Origin of the sequence: Demequina mangrovi (genome assembly GCF_000759715.1) — a bacterium.
GTDB classification, from domain to species: domain Bacteria; phylum Actinomycetota; class Actinomycetes; order Actinomycetales; family Demequinaceae; genus Demequina; species Demequina mangrovi.
On the sequence record NZ_BBLU01000016.1, the window covers coordinates 12071 to 30116 of the forward strand.

The window sequence follows — 18046 nt, forward strand, 5'->3', positions numbered from 1 at the left end:
TCCTGGCTGCTACGGCGTCGCGACGTCCGGTGCAGGGGTGGCGCTCGCCTCGGCGGTCGCCTCCGCGGTGGACGATGCGCTGGGCTCCGCGCTCGCCGACGGCGTCGCCTCGGTCGCGCCGCTCAGCTCCGCCTCGGCCGCGATCGCGTCCTCGATGGCCTGCGAGAGGCGGTCCTGCGCCTCGCCGTAGGCCGCGAAGTCGCCGTCCGCGAGGGCGGCCTCGCCGTCGGTGATCGCCTCGCTCGCACGCTCGAGCGCGTCCTGGAGGTCCGCCTCGACCGTCGGGTCGACCGTGCCGCCGTCGGTGCCGGAGTCCGTGCCGCCATCGGTACCCGTGTCGGTGCCGGTATCCGTGCCGGCATCGGTCCCGGTTCCGTCGTCGACGCCCTCCTCGGTCTCGTCGCCCGCGGCGCCCTCGCCCGCACCCTCGCCGAACACCTGGTCCAGCGCCTCGGGCAGCGTGTCCGCGAAGCCGACCTCGTCGCCGAAGGCCACGAACACCTTCCTCAGGAGCGGCACCCGCGTGCCCTCCTTCGACTGGACGTAGACCGGCTGCACGTAGAGCAGCCCGCCGCCCACGGGGAGCGTGAGCAGGTTGCCGTTGACCACGTCGGTCTCGCCCTGACGCAGCAGGTTCAGCGTCTCCTGCGCGTCCGGGTTCGAGTTGAAGTTGTTCTGCACCTGTCCGGGGCCGGGGATCGTGGTGTCGCGCGGGAGCTCCAGCAGGCGCAGCGTGCCGTAGTCCTCGTCGACCTCGCCCTCGGTGCTGCCCGTCTCGGAGTTCACCGCCAGATAGCCCGTGAGGATGTTCCGCGGGTTGTCGCCGCCCTGGATGTAGTTGCTCGTGAGCGAGAACGTCGGCTCGTCCTGGTCGGGCATCTGCAGCGTGAGGTAGTACGGCGGCTGGAGCTGCGTGTCGTCCGTCGGGTCCGCCGGGTTCCGCCAGAAGTCCTGCGTCGAGTAGAAGGACGCCGCGTCCGTGACGTGGTAGCTCGAGAGCTGGTAGCGCTGGATCGAGAAGAGGTCCTCGGGGTAGCGCAGGTGGCTCATGAGATCCGAGCTGATCTCGCTCATCGGCCGGATCGAGGACGGGAACACGTGCTGCCACGTCTGGAGGATCGGGTCCTCGTCGTCCCACGCGTAGAGCGTCACCGAGCCGTCGTACGCGTCGACGGTCGCCTTCACCGAGTTGCGCACGTAGTTGAGGATCACGTTCGAGCCCAGCGCGCTGGTCGAGCTCGCGAAGATCGACTCCGCGCTCACGGGCGCCGAGTACGGGTACTGGTCGGTGATCGTGTAGCCGTCGACCACCCACACCACGCGGCCGTCCACGACCGCGGGGTACGTGGTCTGGTCGAGCTCGAGGTAGGGCGCGACGCGGGCGACGCGCTCGAGCGGGTCGCGGTAGTAGAGGATCTGCGACTCGGTGGTGACGCGGTCGGAGAACAGGATCTGCTCCTCGCCCATGCGGATCGCGAACATCACCTTCTCGAACAGCGAGCCGATCGACGGGCCGCCCTCGCCCTCGTACGTGGTGTTGACCTGGCCGTTGTCCGAGTTGTCGTCCGGGTAGTCGAGCTCCCACGGCGTGGTGCCGTCGGGTGCCCCCACGATCGAGTAGTCGGGCAGCGTGGTGCCGAAGTAGATGCGCGGCTCGTACTCGCCGAGCTCGCCGCGCGACGGGATGCCACCCTCGTAGAACGACGGCTGGCCGTCGCTCGTGGTCTTGTTGCCGTAGGCGGCGACCACGCCGAAGCCGTGCGTGAAGACCGTGTGGTCGTTGATCCAGTTGCGGCTGTCCGAGCCGAGGCCGTCGAGGTTGAGCTCGCGCACCGCGATCACGGTGTCCTGCAGCTCGCCGTCGATGTCGTAGCGGTCGACGTTCAGCAGCGAGGAGAACGTGTAGTACTGCTTGTTCTGCTGGAGCTGCTGGAACGCCGGCGAGACGATGTTGGGGTCGAGCAGGCGGATCTGCGCCGTGGTGTCGGCGTCCTCGCGCAGCGCATCGGCCTCCGCCTCGGTGGTCGCGCGGTACGCGGTGGTCTCGACGTCGTCGATCCCGTACGCGAAGCGCGTCGCCTCGATGTTGCGCCCGATGTACTCGCTCTCGAGGTCCTGCTCGTTCGGGTTGACCTGGAAGCGCTGGACCACGGCCGGGTAGATCCCGCCGATCGCGACCGCGGACAGCACCAGCAGGCCGATGCCGACCACCGGGATGCGCCAGTCGCCGCGCCAGATCACCGCGAGGAAGACGAAGGCGACCAGCACCGCGATGCCCGCGAGGATCGAGCGCGACGGGAGGATCGCGTTGATGTCGGTGTACGAGCCGCCGTAGAAGCGCTCGTGAGCCTTGGTGAGCAGCCCGTAGCGGTCGAGCCAGTAGTTGACGGCGATCGCGAGCATGACGATCGCGCCGAGCACCGCGAGCTGGATGCGCGCGCCCTTGGACGCGACGAAGGACCGGCCGGTGCCGGCGATGCCGCCGTAGAGCAGGTGCACGAACGCCGCGATGAGCAGCGACAGCACCGCGACCGCGAGGATCACGGTGAGGAACAGGTTGTACGCCGGCAGCACGAAGACGTAGAACGACGTGTCGAGCCCGAACTGCGGGTCCTCGACGCCGAAGGGCTCATGGTTGAGCCACGCGACCACGGTCTCCCACTGCGAGGACACCGCGAGGCCGATGACGAGGCCGATCACGGCGGGCAGCACGATCATCGCGACCCGCTGGAGCGGCTCGATCTGCGCACGCACCTGGTCGAGCTGGCTGCGGCCGCCGGTGCGCGCGGGGCGCACGCGCTTCGCGATCCACAGGTTGAGCCACACGGCTCCGCCTGCGAGCACCGCCGCGATCGCGAAGAGGACGATGCGGGCCAGCCACTGCGTGCGCCACACCTCCGTGTAGCCGAGCTGCTGGTACCAGACCACCTCGGTCCAGACGTTGGCGGTCGCGATCGCGAGCAGGACCAGCGCGCCGAGGACCACGGCCGTGATGGCGAGCGGGGAACGGCGCTGGGGGACGGGGGCGGGCCGGACCGGGCGAGCGGAGCGGTCGTCGTCGAACGTCACTGGGCTGTCCTTCGTGTCGAGTTGGGTCTAGCCTGCCATGCTCAGCACCCGGGAAGGTCCGCGGTGTCGCCCGCACCGATGCGGGTGATGGCCTCGTACGCGTCGTCGAGCGTGTCCACCGCGACAACGTTCAACCCATCAGGGATGTTGCCGCTGACCTCGGCGCAGTTCTCGACCGGCGCGAGGAACCACTCGGCACCGGCGTCGCGTGCGCCGATGAGCTTCATACGGATGCCGCCGATCGCGCCCACGTCTCCGGTCGCGTCGATGGTGCCGGTGCCGGCGACCAGCGCGCCCTGGAGCTCGTCCTCCTCGGTGAGGCGGTCCATGATTCCGAGCGAGAACATCATGCCCGCCGACGGGCCGCCGACCTTCTCGATCCCCACCGTGACGTCGATCGGGAGCTCGAACTCCGGGTCGATGTAGAGGCCCATCACGGCGGCGCCCGCGCCGTCGTCGAGCGTCGCGAAGGTCTCGGTGATCTGCTCGCCGTCGCGCACGACCGTCACCGCGATGTCGTCCCCCGCCTCGCGGTCGCCGACCGCGTCGACCAGGTCGGTGAAGGTCTCCACGTCCTCGCCGTCGACGGCGACGATGACATCGTCCGTCTCGACCAGGTCGGCGGCGTTGGACCGCTCGGAGGCGCCGACGATGCGCAGCGTGGCGGGCACGGGGTGGCCGAGCGCCTCGAGGGCCGACACGGTGGCGCTCTCCTGCGACGAGATCCACTCCTGCGCGGCCTGCTCCTGCGCCTCCTCCTCCTCTTCCGCGGTGCCGTAGACCGACTCCTGCGGGACCACGTACTCGCTCTGCGAGGCCCAGGCCGCGAGCACGCGACCGATCGAGAAGGGCAGCGAGCCCGCGCGCTGCACCGAGACGGTGGTGAGCCGCAGCTCTCCGGAGGACATGTAGGTGGGAGCGCCCTTGATCTCGACCAGCTCGACCCCGTCGGCGGTGCCGAGCGTGTCGAACGTCGGCCCCGGGGAGCCGATCGCGTACGGCGACGGCACCACAGTGAGCAGCGCGATCAGCGCGCTCGTCGCGAGCCCGGCGATCGACATCACCGTCGAACGGCGCGTGGACGGCGCGCCTGCGGCGGGCGCGGGGGTGCTGGCCTCGGTGGTCGTCACCGGTCCATTGTGGCGGATCCTCGGACGGCCCAGGCCCGGCATTGCTGGTAGCGAACGTCGGCGCATCCGGCGCATCTCCTTCGTTACCGTGGAAGCAGCACGCATGCGGCGTGCGCGGACGGAGTGAGCGTGAGCGACGAGTCGACGCCGTGGATGCGGCTGCTGCGAGAGCTGTTCGGGGATGACGCGGAGGCGGCCCTCGAGGAGCTCACGCGCATGGGCATGGATCCCGACGCGCTCGCGGCGCAGGCGGGCCTGTCCGCGAGCCCCGCGATGATGGAGCACGTGCTGAGCCAGATCCGCGGGCTCATCGCGCAGTCCTCGGGTGAGGACGTCAACTGGGGCCTCGCGCACGACGTCGCGCGCGGCGTCGCCTCGCAGGGCGGCGACCCCTCGGTCTCCGCCGCCCAGGCCTCGGTGCATCGTGCCGCGATCTCGCGCGCGGAGCTGTGGCTCGACGCCGTCACCGACTTCGACCCCACGCGCCTCGAGCCGCGGGTGTGGAGCCGCGCCGAGTGGGTCGAGGCGACCCTGCCGACGTGGCGCACGCTCGCCGGGCCCGTGGCCGTCAGCGTGTCGCACGCGCTCGGAGGGCTCCTCGAGGACGCGGTCGAGGGCCCCGAGATCGGCGCGGAGCCCGGCACCGGCGTGGACCCTGGCGCGCTGCTGCGTTCGGTGAGCCCCACCGTGTGCGGCATGCACCTCGGCCAGGCGGCGGGCGAGATGGCGCGCGAGGCCTTCGGCGCGACGGACCTGGGCGTGCCGCTGCTCGCGGAGCCGCGCGTGGTCATGGTCCCCACGGCGATCACCGAGTTCGCGAGCGGGCTCGACATCGAGGAGGACGCCGTGCGCGTGTTCCTCGCGCTGCGCGAGGCCGCCCATGTGCGCCTGTTCGCGGCGGCGCCGTGGCTGCCCGGACAGCTCCACACCCTGATCGAGCGCTACGCGCAGGGCATAACCATCGACCTCGACGCGCTCGAGGACGCCGTGCGGGACGCGGGCATGGGCGACCCCGCGCGGCTCCAGAAGGCGCTCAACCGCGGCATCTTCCAGTCCCACCACTCCGACGAGCAGAAGGCCACGCTCGAGTCCATCGAGAGCCTGCTCGCCCTCGTCGAGGGCTGGGTCGACGACGTGACGATGCGGGCCGCCGCGCCGCACCTGCCCGATGTGGGCGCGCTGCGCGAGATGATGCGCCGCCGCCGCGCCGCGGGAGGCCCCGCGGAGGACACGTTCGCGAACCTGCTCGACCTCGAGCTGCGCCCGCGCCGCATGCGCGACGCCTCGGCGATGTGGGCCGCGCTGCACGCCCGGCTCGGCTCCGAGGGACGCGACGAGGTGTGGTCGCACCCCGACCTCCTGCCCACCGCCGAGGACCTCGGAGCGTGGCAGACCTGGGTCGAGGGCTACGTCAGCCGCGGCGAGAAGGACGACGTCGACCGCGAGCTGGAACGCCTCCTCGGCTCCGAGGACGCGTAAGGTACTCACGGACCGCGGCGCGACACCCGTCCATCGATGGCTGGATTTCGCGCCGTCCCGTCTACGCTGAGGGATCAAGGGCCCTCTGCGGCCCGCAGACGTGCGGCGCGTTCCGCCGCGCCAAGGAGAGAAGGAGAGCCGAATGGCTGACAAGTACTCGGGCGAGTTCTACTGCGTCAAGTGCAAGGACAAGCGCACCACCGAGGGCGACGTCGTCGTCTCGGAGAACGGCCGCCGCATGGCGAAGGCCGTCTGCCCGGAGTGCGGCACCAAGCTGAACCGCATCCTCGGCAAGGCGTAAAGCCAGCAGAGCTCCGTAAGGGCCGGTCCCCGCTGGGGGCCGGCCCTTCGCGCGTCTCGGGGCGCCTGTGGACAGCGGCGGCGCCGTCGCCGTCGCGTGCGACCGTGGGCGCATGAGCCCGCAGCCCGCCGTCCCGCAGCTGTGGCGCGGCGACGGGACCGAGCAGCGCGGGCTGGTGGACGATGCACCGCCCGCTCCGGATCTCGAGGGCGCGCACGTACGGGTCCAGGGGGTCTCCGGCGCGGGTGCGGCGGCCGCGATCGCGGCTGCGGCGGCCGGGGCCGCGTCGGTCAGCCTCGTCGCGCTCGCCGGCGACCGGGGACCCGCGGGGACCCGGCACCTCGCGCGGCGGCTGGCCGAGGAGGCACCCGGGATCCGCGTGCACCTCGACGCGACGCGCCGGGTCGACGGGGAGGTCATCGCCGCGTACGGCGCCGTCCCCGCCCGCCTGCAGCATCGGCTGATGCTCGCGGGACCGCACGTGGTCATGCTCGCCGACGAGGCGGGGTGGGCCGTGCTCCCCGTGAGCCCCGGGACCGCCGCATGCGCGCGGTGCCTCGACCTGCGCCGTGCCGATGCGGATCCCGCGTGGCCCGTGCTCGCGGCGCAGTGCGAGGCGTACGCGCCGCCTCGCGATCCCCTGTCGGCCTCGCTCGCGGGCGCGCTCGCCGCATCGTCACTCGCGGCCCTGCTCGCCGGAGGTGCGGCACCGGCCTGGCGCGTCGAGCGCGGACTGCCGCTGAGGCTCGTCGCGGCGCCGCATCGCGACTGCGGCTGCGGTGCGTCCGGCGCGACCGCGGACGCCCTCTAGTCCTCGGCGACGATCTCCAGGATCTGCAGGCCGTACTTGTCGAGCTTGGAGGCGCCGACGCCGCTCACGCGGGCGAGCTCGCCCAGCGTCGCCGGACGGTCGCGCGCGATCTCGACGAGGGATACGTCCGTCAGCACCGTGAAGGCGGGCTTCGATGTCTCCTGCGCGAGCGCGAGGCGCCACTGCTTGAGCGTGTCGTACAGCCGCAGCGCCTCGGGTCCCAGGTCCGCGAGCTTCTCGGAGGTGGGCTTGCGCGCCGCGCGGGGGGGGCGGGCGTCCGGCCACTGCTGCTCGAGGAAGCGGGTGCGCTTGCGGGTGCCCTTGCCGCCCGCCTTGCGCGAGCGCGCGAAGCTGAGCGCGAGGTGCTCGCGGGCGCGCGTGACGGACACGTAGAGGAGGCGCTTCTCCTCCTCGAGCTGCTCGTCGGTCTCGGCGTGGGTGATGGGCAGCAGGCCCTCGGAGCAGCCGACGATGAACACGGCGTCCCACTCGAGGCCCTTGGCGGCGTGCATCGAGGTGAGGGTCACGCCCTCGACCGCCGGGGCGTGCTGCGCCTGCGCCCGCTCGGCGAGGTGCTCGACGTAGTCGCGCATCGTCGCCCCGTCGCCGGTGTCCGCCGCGAGGTCGTCGGCGAGGTTGACCAGCGCCTGCAGCGCGTCCCAGCGCTCCCGGACCGCGCCGCGCGCCGCGGGCGGCTCCTCGGCCCATCCGAGCTCGCCGAGGGCGTCGCGGACCTTCTCGCCCAGCGGGCGCTCGTCGGGCGCGACCGCGGCGCCGCGCAGCAGCACGATCGCCTTGCGCACCTCCTCGCGGTCGAAGAAGCGCTGGCCGCCGCGCACCAGGTAGCCGATGCCGCGCTCCGCGAGCGCCTCCTCGATCGCCTCCGACTGGCTGTTGACGCGGTAGAGCACCGCGATCTCGCGCGCGGGCACGCCGGTGGCGATGAGCCGCTCGATCGCGGCGACCACGCCCTGCGCCTCCGACTCGTCGTCGTCGTACGCGCGGTAGTCGACCGCGGGGCCGGTGGGCCGTTGCGCCACGAGCTCGACGCCGAGACCGCCGGCGCCGCGCTTGCGCATGAGCTCGTTGGCGAGGCGCACCACCTGCGGCGTCGAGCGGTAGTCGCGGACCAGGCGCACCTGGGTCGCGTCGGGGTAGGTGCGCGTGAACTGCAGGAGGTGCTCGGGGCTCGCGCCGGCGAACGAGTAGATGGTCTGCGCCGGGTCGCCGACCACGCACAGCTCGCGGCGGCCGCCCAGCCACTGCTCGAGCACGAACTGCTGGAGCGGGGAGACGTCCTGGTACTCGTCGACCACGAAGTGCCGGTACTGGCGGCGGATCTGGTCGCCGACCTCGGGGAAGCGGCCCACGATGTCCGCGAGCATGAGGAGGATGTCCTCGAAGTCGAGCACGACGGCATCGGTCTTGGCGTCCTCGTACGCGCGCATGACATCGGCGACCTGGGTCGCGGGAAGGTTGGCGGGCGACGGGCGGCCGAGCCGCGCGATCTTCGCGGCGTAGTCGGCCGGGTCGACGAGCGAGACCTTCGCCCACTCGATCTCCGCCGCGAGGTCGCGGACGGTGAGACGGTCGGGACTGAGGCCGGCGTCGCGCGCGGCACGGCCCACGAGCGGGGCCTTCTGCTTGACGAGCTCGGGGATCTGACCGCCGATCACCTGCGGCCAGAAGTAGCTGAGCTGGCGGAGCGCGGCGGCGTGGAACGTGCGCGCCTGGACGCCCGTGACGCCGAGCCCGCGGAGGCGGGTGCGCATCTCCCCCGCCGCGCGTGCGGTGAACGTCACCGCGAGGACGGACTGCGGGTTGTACGCGTTGACGCGCACGCCGTACGCGATGCGGTGCGTGATCGCGCGCGTCTTGCCGGTGCCGGCGCCCGCGAGCACGGCGACGGGACCGTGGAGCGCGGAGGCGACCTCCCGCTGCTCGGGGTCGAGGGCCTCGAGGATCTGGTCTGCTGACATCGCGGCCATTGTGTCAGCCGGCGCCGACAGCGAGGTGCGCCTTGTGGACGATGCGCGCTCCGGTCAGGCGGGCAGCCGGCCGCGGCAGACGTCGCGCCAGCGGTCGGGGTTCCGCGCGAGCGCCTCGAGCTCGCCCACCCGGTCGAGCAGCCCGGCGATCGCGTCGGGCGAGGCCTCGGCCTGCGGACGCGGCTGGCCGCGCCAGCGCGCCGCTCCTCCGGCGTCGATCGCCCATCTCCACCACTCGGCGCGGTGCGGTGCCGGGTAGGCCACGCATCGTGCCTCGTGCCAGTCCCATGTGACGCAGAAGCCCAGGGCCTCGTTCTCGACGAAGACGTGGAGGACGTGCTCGGACGCCTCGTTCATCACGGCGGCGACCCGGTATCCGCGACCCTCGAGCCGTGCCCGCAGCGGCCCCGTGACGAGGCCGACGGTGCTCGCGAAGTCGTCGAGCTCGATCATCGTCCCTCCCTCAGGAAGCGGGTGGCCGCGGGCCCGCCGGCGCGGGCGCATCGTCCATGCGGGGAGGCTATCCGCGGCGCCGGGCTCGGAGCCAGAGGCGGGCGAGGACACGCAGGGAACGTGCGTGGCGCAGGCGTGGACGGGCGCCCGGCCCGCCCGCCGCACGGTCGCCGTCACACGTCGACGGTCACGTCCGCGCGACGCTCCGGGAGGACGCCGCCGTACCAGTCCTCGAGCATCCGGCGCGCGACCGAGCCCTTGGGCGCGAGGATCACCTCGCCGGTCGCGATGAGGTCGGCGAGGTCCTCGCGCGCGACGAAGCGCGCCTCGGAGACCTCGTCCATGTCGAGCGCGAGCGCCTCGGGGCGGGCGGTGCGCGCGCGGAAGGCCACCATCACCGAGGCGGGGAACGGCCACGGCTGGGAGCCCAGGTACTCGAGGTCGGTGAGCGCGAGGCTCGACTCCTCCTCCACCTCGCGGTGCACGGCCTGCTCGAAGGTCTCCCCCGGCTCGACGTAGCCCGCAAGGTGGGAGAAGCGTCGCGGCGACCAGCTCGCGGCGTGGGCGAGCAGCAGCCGGTCCTCGGGATCGGTGATGGCGACGATGATCGCGGGGTCGGTGCGCGGGTAGTGCTCGCGGTCGTCACGCTCGCAGCGGCGCACCCACCCGCCGTGATCCGGCACCGTCGGCTCCCCGCAGAGCGAGCAGCGCGGGTGGCTCGCGTGCCAGTTGGCGATCGCCACGGCGGTCGAGGCGAGCTCGTGGTCGCGCTCGCCGTCGGTGCCGCGGTCCCAGAAACCGGCGAGCAGGTCGCGCAGCCCGCTCATGCGCTCGCCGCCGATGCCGTCCGGGTCCGCGCCGAACGAGGCGTCCTCGGGCACGAGCGCCGCGAGGTCGCGGTCGCCGTCACGCCCCAGGTAGATGCGCAGCCGCGCCTCCGGCTGGTCGGCAGGCGCGAGCTCGATCAGGCGACCGTCCGCCGTGAGGACACGCCCGTCGCGCACCACGATCGCGTCGCAGCCCTCGAGGTCGACGGTGTCGCGGCGCTCGGCGGCGCGGTCGATGCGGCTGGGCAGGTCGAGCGGCCAGGGGTTCCTCATCCCGTCACCGTACTGCCGAGCCGACAACAGGCGCCCCATGGGAGACGGCACCGCGTCGAAACCGTCCGTGAGCGCCCCATTCGCCGGGGGGGGCGGGGTGGGCTCGGTGCATCCGCCAGCCACCTCGCGACCCTCCCCCGCCGGAATGGGGCGCCGGCGGTCGCTTCCGCGCCGTGCACGCGTGCCATGGGGCATCCACGGTCGCCCACCGGACCCGGGCACGCGAGGCATCGTCCCTGGCCCGCGCGGCGTGGAGCGTGGCGCCGCGCCGCCGTTGGCTCTACCGTGAGCCTGTGCCTCGTTCACCGCTCGCGCTCGCAGCCCTGGCGTCCGTCGCCGTGCCCGGGCTCGACGTCTACGACGTGCTCCGCAGCCCGCATACCGACGCCGACTTCGAGGTCGTCGTGGTGAAGGACGCGACCGGGCGCCGATGGATCGTGCGTGCGCCCAAGCGCGCCGCCGCCGGTGCGGCCCTCGAGGCCGAGAAGGGGCTCCTCAACGCGCTCAAGCGGGCGTACGAGGCGGGCATCGTGTCGTTCGAGGTGCCCCACCCCGAGGGCGCCGCCGAGCTGGGCACCGACGAGGGCCGCGCGATCGTCTACACCGAGGTCCGCGGCGCGCAGCTCATGCTCGCGGCGCTGCAGCCCGGTCCGGGCCTGGCCGCGTCGGTGGGCCGTGCGATCGCCGAGATCCACGAGCTTCCGATCGCCGTGGTCGAGGACCAGGGCCTGCCCTCGTACTCCCCCGAGGAGTTCAGGGAGCGCCGCCTCGCCGAGCTCGACGCCGGGATCCAGACCGGCAAGGTGCCGCCGCGCCTCGCCGACCGCTGGGAGCGCCAGCTCGAGAACGTCGCCTGGTGGCGCTTCGACCCGACGGTGGTCCACGGCGACATGGGCGAGCACCAGATCTTCGTCGCCGACGGCTCGGTGGTGGGCATCGTCGACTGGATGGACGCGCGCGTCGCGGATCCCGCCGACGACCTCGCCTGGCTGGTCGCGGCCGCCCCCGACGATGTGCTCGACTCCGTGGTCGAGGCGTACCACGGCCGCCGCCGCGAGCTGCGGGATCCGCATCTGCTCGACCGCGCCCGCCTCGCCTCGGAGATGGCGCTCATGCGCTGGCTCATGTACGGCGTGCGCACCGACAACGCCGACATCACCTCCGACGGCGAGGGCATGCTCGTGGACCTCGAGGCGATGCTCTTCGACGAGGTCGACGGCGACGACGCCTGACGGCTCGCACCTCACGCCTCACCGCTGACGACCGACGTCCTCGGGCGCCCCATCCCGCGTGCCACCCGCGTCAGGTGGCGAGCAGCGCCTCGATCTCCTCGCGCGTGAGCAGCCGCTCCGGCCTCACGGTCGCATCGTCCTTCACGTAGTGGAAGGCCGCATCGACGTCCTCGAGCGGCACCCCGGTCCATTCGGACCACGCGAGCCGGTACACCGCGAGCTGCACCTCGCGCGAGGCGCGCTCCTCGGGGTCGCGCGGCGCCGAGCCGGACTTCCAGTCGACCACCGTGACCCGGTCGAGCCCCGCACCCGCGGGGAACACCGCGTCGATGCGCGAGCGGATGGTGACGCCGGCGATGGGCACCTCGACGTCGACCTCGATGTGGCTGGGGGTGCGCGCCGCCCAGGCCGAGCGCGCGAACGCCTCGGTGAGCGCCTCGATGTCGGCCGCGTCCTCGTCCGGGCCGAGGTCGTCGATCGACAGCAGCGGCACGTGGCCGTACTGCGCCTCGATCCAGGCGTGGAGCAGGCTGCCGCGCTGCGCCGCCGCGGTGGGCTGCGCGGGCAGCGGACGGCGCAGCTGCGCGGTGAACGCGTCCCGGTCGCGCCGCAGGGCCACGAGCGCCGAGGTCGACAGGTGCGCCGGCATGGCGACGTCACCGACGCCCTGCTCGCGTTCGCGACGCTCCTCGAGCATCGCCGAGATCTCACGTCCCAGCGGCAGCTCCGCCCACTCGCGGTCCGCACGGGACTCCCCCGCAGCACGCGCGTCGAACGCGGCGAGCACCTCCTGCGCGAGCGCTCGGCGCTCGAGCTGCGCCTCGGTCGGTGCGGGCGGCCACGTCGCGATCACGGGCTCGACCTCCACGGCGGAGCCGTCCTCGGGGCGCGGCTCCCAGGCCGCGTCGGACAGCATGCCCAGGTCGACCAGCTCGCGGAGGTACACCGAGGGCGTACGGATGGTCACTCCGCCCGCCCGCCACGAGGCCGAGAGCAGCACATGCGACCTGGCGCGCGTCACGGCCACGTAGAACAGCCGACGCTCCTCCGCGACGCGATGGAGCCCGCACTCCTTCTCGAACTCCTCGATCGAGTCCGCGAGCGTGCCGTGGTCCGCGGCCCCGCGCCAGTCCCAGTGGGGCAGATCGTCGCGGTCGAGCCGCAGCTCGTAGGGCAGCTCGACGCCCTTCCCGCGCCAGCCGCCGTCCGTGTAGTACGGGCGGCGCGAGGAGGGCTCCCCCACCGAGGGGAAGTGCCCGTCGACCAGGCCCGGCACCGCGACGACGTCCCACTCGAGGCCCTTGGCGGCGTGGACCGTGAGCACCTGGACGGCGCCGGGCTCGGGGTCCTTCACAGGCAGCTCGAGCCCGCCCTCCTCGCTGCGCGCGGCCTCGAGCCATGCGAGGAAGGCGCCGAGCGTCGCGCGCTCGGCACCGGCCGCGAACTGGCGTGCGGCGTCGACGAACGCGTCGACGTTGCGTGCGGCACGACCGTCGGGACGCGCGACGGCGGCCTCGATGTCGAGCCCCCATGCGCGCTCGGCGGCGAGGATGAGCTCGGGCAGGGAGAGGTAGGTGCGCGTGCGGACCGCGGTGACGGCCCGCTGCAGACGCACGATGCGCGCGTGCGCCGCCTCGGACAGCGCCCGCGCCTCGCGCGAGACCCAGCCCGCGGGGGGCGGCGTCGCGAGCGCGTCGACCAGGCTCGCCTCGCTGTCGCGCGCCTCGCGGGGGCCGGCGAGCTCGCGCGACCAGTCGTGGAGCGCCGCGAGGTCGCGCACGCCGAGCGCGACCCGCTCCGAGGTGAGCAGCCGCATCGCGGAGTCGCCGCGGGACGGGTCGTGCGCGATCTCGAGCAGCGCGACGAGGTCCGAGACCTCCGGCGTGTCGATGAGCCCGCCCAGGCCCACGACCTCGTAGTCGATGCCCGCGCGCACCAGCGCCTCGACCACGGGCGCGAACTGCGCGCGGCGGCGGCACAGCACCGCCGCGGTGGTGGGCGCCCCGCCTGCCGCGAGCTCGGCGCGTCGCGCGACGAGCCACGCCACGGCCGCATCGGCCTCCGTCACCTGATCCGCGGCGACCATGCTGTCGACGCCCGGGGCGCGGCGCGTCGGCTCCGCGGTGCCGAGGTAGCCCGCACGCGAGCGCAGCGGGAGCACCGCGACCCGCGAGGCCTCGCGCAGCGGCGCGGCCGCGGCGTTCGCGACGTCGAGGACCGCGCCCTCGTTGCGCCACGACACGGACAGCGCGGCCTGACGGACGTCGCGGCCATGGGCGAACTCTTCGACGAACATCGGCAGCGCGCTCTCCGAGGCGCCGCGGAAGCCGTAGATCGCCTGGTTCGGGTCGCCGACCGCCATGACGTGGTGGTCCGCGCCGAACAGCCGCGCGAACAGCCGCAGCTGGCCCGGGGACGTGTCCTGGAACTCGTCGAGCAGGATCGCCCGGTAGCGACCGCGCTCGATGGCCTGCACCGCCTCGAGCCGCGACAGCTCCGCGGCGAAGGCGACCTGGTCGGCGAAGTCGAGCTGCGAGGCCTCGCGCTTGCGACGCTGGAACTCCTCGACCAGCTCCGCGACCGCGGTGAGGGTGCGGAGCTTGGCGATCCGCTTGGCGTGGTCGTTCGCGCTGCCGGTGCGGGTGGTGAGCGGGCCCGGCGCGCGGTCGCCCGCGTTCTTGGGCAGCTCCTCGAGCGCGACCTGCGCCGCGCGCGCCCAGTCCCGGAGCTCCTGCGGCGCGACGTCGTGGTCGCGCAGCTGGCCGGCGAGCCGCGCGATCGACGTGGTGACGGTGCTGACCGCGGCGTCGGTGTCGAGCGGCCCCGTCCACGTCCCCACGACGTCCGAGGCGAGCTGCCACAGCGCCGCGGCGGTCAGGGTGGTCGCGTCCGGGTCGATGCCGAGCCGCAGCCCGTGCTCCGCGACCAGCTGCGCCGAGTACGCGTTGTAGGTCGACACCGAGGCGGGAGGCCGCGACGGGTCCGAGCCGAAGGCCGCGGTGATGCGCGACTCGGCGCGCTCGGCGATCTCCGCCGCGGCCTTGCGGGTGAAGGTGAGGCAGAGGATCTCGTCCGGGCTGATCGGGGTGCCGAACAGCTCCTCGGCGTGATCGAGGAGGTAGACGATGCGCAGGGACAGCGTCTCCGTCTTGCCGGAGCCTGCGCCGGCGACGACGAGCATCGGGTCGAGCCCCGCGCCGATGACGCCCTCCTGCTCGGGCGTGGGCGGGCGCCCCGTCACCAGCTCGACGAGCGCGCGCGCCTCGCGCCGCTCGCCCCTCACCAGGCCCTCGTCGCCGGGGTCCACCACCGGGGTCGCCTCGCTCATCCGTCCGTCACCTGCCGTCCGCTGGGCCACGCCGGGCACGAGCGTCGCACCGGGCACGACGAGCAGCGGTCGTTGGTGACCGCGTCGAACGTCGCCTTGGCCATGGTGTCCACCGCGGTCGCGAGCCGCTCGCGCTCCTTGTCCACGTCGATCGACGGCTGTGCGCGCTCGCTGGCGCCCTGCGTCGAGCCGCCGACGAACACGAGGGAGGCGCCCTCGGCCCCCGCGACATCGCGGAACCCGCCATGCTCGGCCGCGAGCTGGTACATCGCGAGCTGCGCGTGCTCCTCCGCGGCGGCCTTCGACACCGCGGTGCCCGTCTTGAGGTCGACGATGCGCGCGCGGCCCTCGCTCACCTCCACGCGATCGGCGCTGCCCGCGACCACCGCGCGCCCGATCTGCACGGAGAACGGCTGCTCGACCCGCACCTCGGCGGCGCGTGTGCCCGCGACGTAGCCCGCGAGGCGGCGGATCATCGCGTCAGCCCGCTCCTTGAGCACGCGGTCCGGCCACGTCTCGGTGCCCGCGATCTGGGGCCAGCGCTCCTCGAGCGCGGCGGCGAGCTCCGCATGGGTCCCGTGCGGGAGCTCGGCGGCGACCTCGTGCACCAGCGTGCCGAGGCTCTGCTTCTCGCTCGACGCGGCCGTGCCGCCCGTGGTCTCGAGCGCCCACCGCAGCGGGCAGGTCTCAAGCGCCTCGAGCCGCGACGGCGACACCCGCACCGGCTGCTCCGCATCCCACATGCCGACCTCCGAGGACGGCTCGGGGACGCCGTGCCACTCGCGGGGGTCGGCGCCCGCGACCCCGAGCTCCGCGAGCCTCGTCAGCAGCTCGACGTGAGCCTCGCGCGCCGGCCCGGCCGCGTCGGCCGCGCCCGCGCGCACGGCGGCCACCGCGGAGCGCAGGTCCGTGACGCGCGGCGTGGTGTCGGCGCGCTGCGCCTCGACGCCTGCCGCGGCCGACGCCCACTCGAGGTAGCGCGACGGGCGCTCGTCCTCGCCGTCGACGCACGTGAGCACCAGCCTGGTCCGCGCGCGCGACACCGCGACCGCGAAGGCGCGGGTCTCGTCGTCGATGACGGCGCGCCGGGCCGCCCGCGCCCACGCCGCGCGCGCCCGCGGCTCCAGCGGGACCGCCTCGGCGCGCCCCGCGAGGATCTCCGCAAGATGCTGCGCCCCGAGCACCGCGTCGCGCAGCCGGGTGTCGGGCCACGCGCCCTCCTCGAGGCCGGCGACCACCGCCATCTCCCACTCGCGGCCCGCGGCGGAGGCCGGCGTGCGGAACGAGACGACGTCCTCGATCCGTCCGCGCGCACCCAGCGTGTCGGCGGCGAAGTCCTGACCCTCGAGGTGATCGAGGAACGACTCGACCGAGGCGGACGGCATCCGCTCGACGTACAGGGTCGCGGCGCGCACCAGCGCGATCACGGCGTCGAGGTCCGCGTCGTCGCGCGCGGAGCCCGCGAGCGCGGCCGCGCGCCACTCGTCGGCGACCCGCAGCGCGTCCCACACGGCCCATGCGACCGTCGCGGGGGTGCCGTCCGCGGCGGCCTCCGCCCCGGCGGCCAGCGCGCGCGAGGCCCGCTCCGCGAGCCGCGCCTCGGGCGTCCCGACCGTCGCCCACCGCTCCGGGGCCTCGATCGCCTCGGTGAGCAGCTCCGCGGAGGCGCGCTCGCCGCCGCCGCGCCGCTCCTCGCGGACGAGGGCCCGGCGCAGGCGCCGCATCGCGACCGGGTCGATGCCGATGAGCCGCGAGCCGAGCAGCGCGGAGACCTCCGCCTCCTCCCACGGATGCTCCTCGCCGCGCGCGCGCTCGGCGGCCCGCCGCATGAGCACGAGCAGCGGCGCGACGGCGGGCTCGAGGTGCAGCGCGGTCCCGTCGCCGAGGGTCTCGCACGGGATGTCGGCGGCCGCGAGGTCAGCCCGGATCTCGCGCAGCCTCGCCGACGAGCGCGCGATCACCACCATCTCACCCCACGGCACCTCGGCGCCGTCGAGGCCGTGGCGGGCGCGGCGCAGCGCCTGCGCGATGGCGCGCGAGTGCGCGTGACGATGCGCGGCCAGGAGGATCTGCACGTCGCCGCCGTCCGGCGCGGGAGCCGGCACACGCGCGGAGCCGACACCGGACGTGCCGATGCGGCTCACCGCCGCGGAGGCGACCGCGGCGAGCGCGCCCTCCTGCCGGTGGCCGGGCCCAAGCCTCATCACGGTCGCGTCGAAGCCCTCGGGCCCCGCCGCATCGGCGAGCGCGGCCGGGACGGCGCCGCGGTAGCCCTGGACCGCCTCGTCCGCGTTACCGAGCAGCACGAGCCGCGCACCGCCCTCGGCGAGCGCGCGCAGCAGGTCCACGCCCGCCGCGGTGAGGTCCTGGGCGTCGTCGACGAGGACCAGGTCCCATGCCGGCCGCTCCGCGGGTCCCTCCCAGGTCCGCCACGCGTGGGCGGCCTGCGCCACCACCACCGCCGGGTCGAAGCGCGCGCCCTGATCCGGCGTGATCGCGCGCCAACCGAGGATCGCGTCGTACTCGTCCATGACGTCCGCGGCGGCACGCCACTCGGGCCGGCCGGTGCGGTCGCCGAGAGCCGCGAGCGCCTCGGCGGTGAGGCCGGCCTCGCTCGCGCGCATGAGAAGGTCGCGCAGCTCCGCGCGGAAGCCTGCGAGCACGGTCGCCTCGGGCGGCAGGGCTCCGCCCCAGTCGGGCACCCGCCCGAGGCCCCTGCGGTGCCCCTCGAGCAGCTCGCGCAGGATCTGGTCCTGCTCCGCGCCGGTCACCAGCACCGGCGGCGGGTCGCCGAGCGCCGCGGCCTGCGCCGTGAGGATCGCGTGCGCGGCCGAGGCCGCGGTGCGCACCACGGGTGCGCCCACCGGGCGGTCGAAGGCCAGCGAGAGCCGATCGCGCAGCCGCGCGGCCCCCGCGCGGGTCGCCGCGAGGACGAGCAGCCGCGACGGGTCGAGGCCGCGGTCGACCGCCTCGAGGGCCGCCGCGCCCGCGACCGTGGTCTTCCCCGCGCCGACGGCGCCCACCACGACGAGGTGTCCGGGCGAGCCGGGCGCGCGCGCCGCGAGCGCGGCGTCGACCGCGGCCCGCTGCGCCTGGTCGAGCGCGGGGAGCGGCTCCGCGACAGGAGCCGGAAGCAGGCGCAGCGAGGTCATGCG

Annotated in this window: 11 protein-coding genes; 4 read left to right on the forward strand and 7 right to left on the reverse strand. The window is 74.2% G+C overall.

Going from position 1 to position 18046, the window contains the following annotated elements; all coding sequences use genetic code 11:
* Positions 1-9: 9 nt before the first annotated feature.
* Both TR42_RS12005 and TR42_RS12010 read right to left on the reverse strand, forming a co-directional pair.
* Complete coding sequence (locus tag TR42_RS12005; protein WP_042216199.1) at positions 10-3069, reverse strand: UPF0182 family membrane protein; 3060 nt, start codon at positions 3067-3069, stop codon at positions 10-12.
* Between the two features lie 41 nt (positions 3070-3110).
* Positions 3111-4199: a YlbL family protein gene (locus TR42_RS12010; RefSeq protein ID WP_236623439.1), complete on the reverse strand. Its 1089-nt coding sequence runs from the start codon at positions 4197-4199 to the stop codon at positions 3111-3113.
* A 129-nt stretch (positions 4200-4328) separates the two neighbouring features.
* On the opposite strand from TR42_RS12010, the gene TR42_RS12015 reads away from it, so the two are divergent.
* The 3 genes from TR42_RS12015 to TR42_RS14435 all read left to right on the forward strand — a co-directional run bounded on the left by TR42_RS12015 (position 4329) and on the right by TR42_RS14435 (position 6790).
* Positions 4329-5678: a zinc-dependent metalloprotease gene (locus tag TR42_RS12015; RefSeq protein WP_143058910.1), complete on the forward strand. Its 1350-nt coding sequence runs from the start codon at positions 4329-4331 to the stop codon at positions 5676-5678.
* 142 nt (positions 5679-5820) lie between these two features.
* Complete coding sequence (locus TR42_RS15150; protein ID WP_143058909.1) at positions 5821-5979, forward strand: DUF5679 domain-containing protein; 159 nt, start codon at positions 5821-5823, stop codon at positions 5977-5979.
* 112 nt (positions 5980-6091) lie between these two features.
* Positions 6092-6790, forward strand: a complete 699-nt coding sequence (locus TR42_RS14435) for a hypothetical protein (RefSeq protein WP_052406062.1) — start codon at positions 6092-6094, stop codon at positions 6788-6790.
* On the opposite strand, the gene TR42_RS12025 is transcribed toward TR42_RS14435, so the two are convergent.
* From TR42_RS12025 to nudC, 3 genes are all read right to left on the reverse strand, one after another.
* Positions 6787-8769: an ATP-dependent helicase gene (locus tag TR42_RS12025; protein ID WP_042216203.1), complete on the reverse strand. Its 1983-nt coding sequence runs from the start codon at positions 8767-8769 to the stop codon at positions 6787-6789. The genes TR42_RS14435 and TR42_RS12025 overlap by 4 nt on opposite strands.
* Before the next feature lie 63 nt (positions 8770-8832).
* Positions 8833-9231 carry a hypothetical protein gene (locus TR42_RS12030; RefSeq protein WP_042216205.1) on the reverse strand — a complete coding sequence of 133 codons (399 nt, stop codon included), beginning with the start codon at positions 9229-9231 and terminating at the stop codon, positions 8833-8835.
* Positions 9232-9404: 173 nt separating this feature from the next.
* Entirely contained in the window at positions 9405-10331 is a 927-nt protein-coding gene (gene nudC, locus TR42_RS12035) for an NAD(+) diphosphatase (protein ID WP_042216208.1), read from the reverse strand.
* 293 nt (positions 10332-10624) lie between these two features.
* On the opposite strand from nudC, the gene TR42_RS12040 reads away from it, so the two are divergent.
* Positions 10625-11563, forward strand: a complete 939-nt coding sequence (locus TR42_RS12040) for a phosphotransferase (RefSeq protein ID WP_042216209.1) — start codon at positions 10625-10627, stop codon at positions 11561-11563.
* Positions 11564-11633: 70 nt separating this feature from the next.
* Here TR42_RS12040 and TR42_RS12045 read toward each other — a convergent pair whose 3' ends face one another.
* Together TR42_RS12045 and TR42_RS12050 are read right to left on the reverse strand one after the other, a co-directional pair.
* On the reverse strand, positions 11634-14891 hold the full coding sequence (locus tag TR42_RS12045) for an ATP-dependent helicase (RefSeq protein ID WP_081953384.1): 3258 nt from the start codon (positions 14889-14891) through the stop codon (positions 11634-11636).
* The gene (locus TR42_RS12050) at positions 14888-18043 is read right to left on the reverse strand and encodes a UrvD/REP family ATP-dependent DNA helicase (RefSeq protein ID WP_042216211.1); all 3156 of its coding nucleotides are present in this window, start codon (positions 18041-18043) and stop codon (positions 14888-14890) included. Before TR42_RS12050 ends, TR42_RS12045 begins: the two co-directional genes overlap by 4 nt.
* Positions 18044-18046 lie beyond the last annotated feature (3 nt).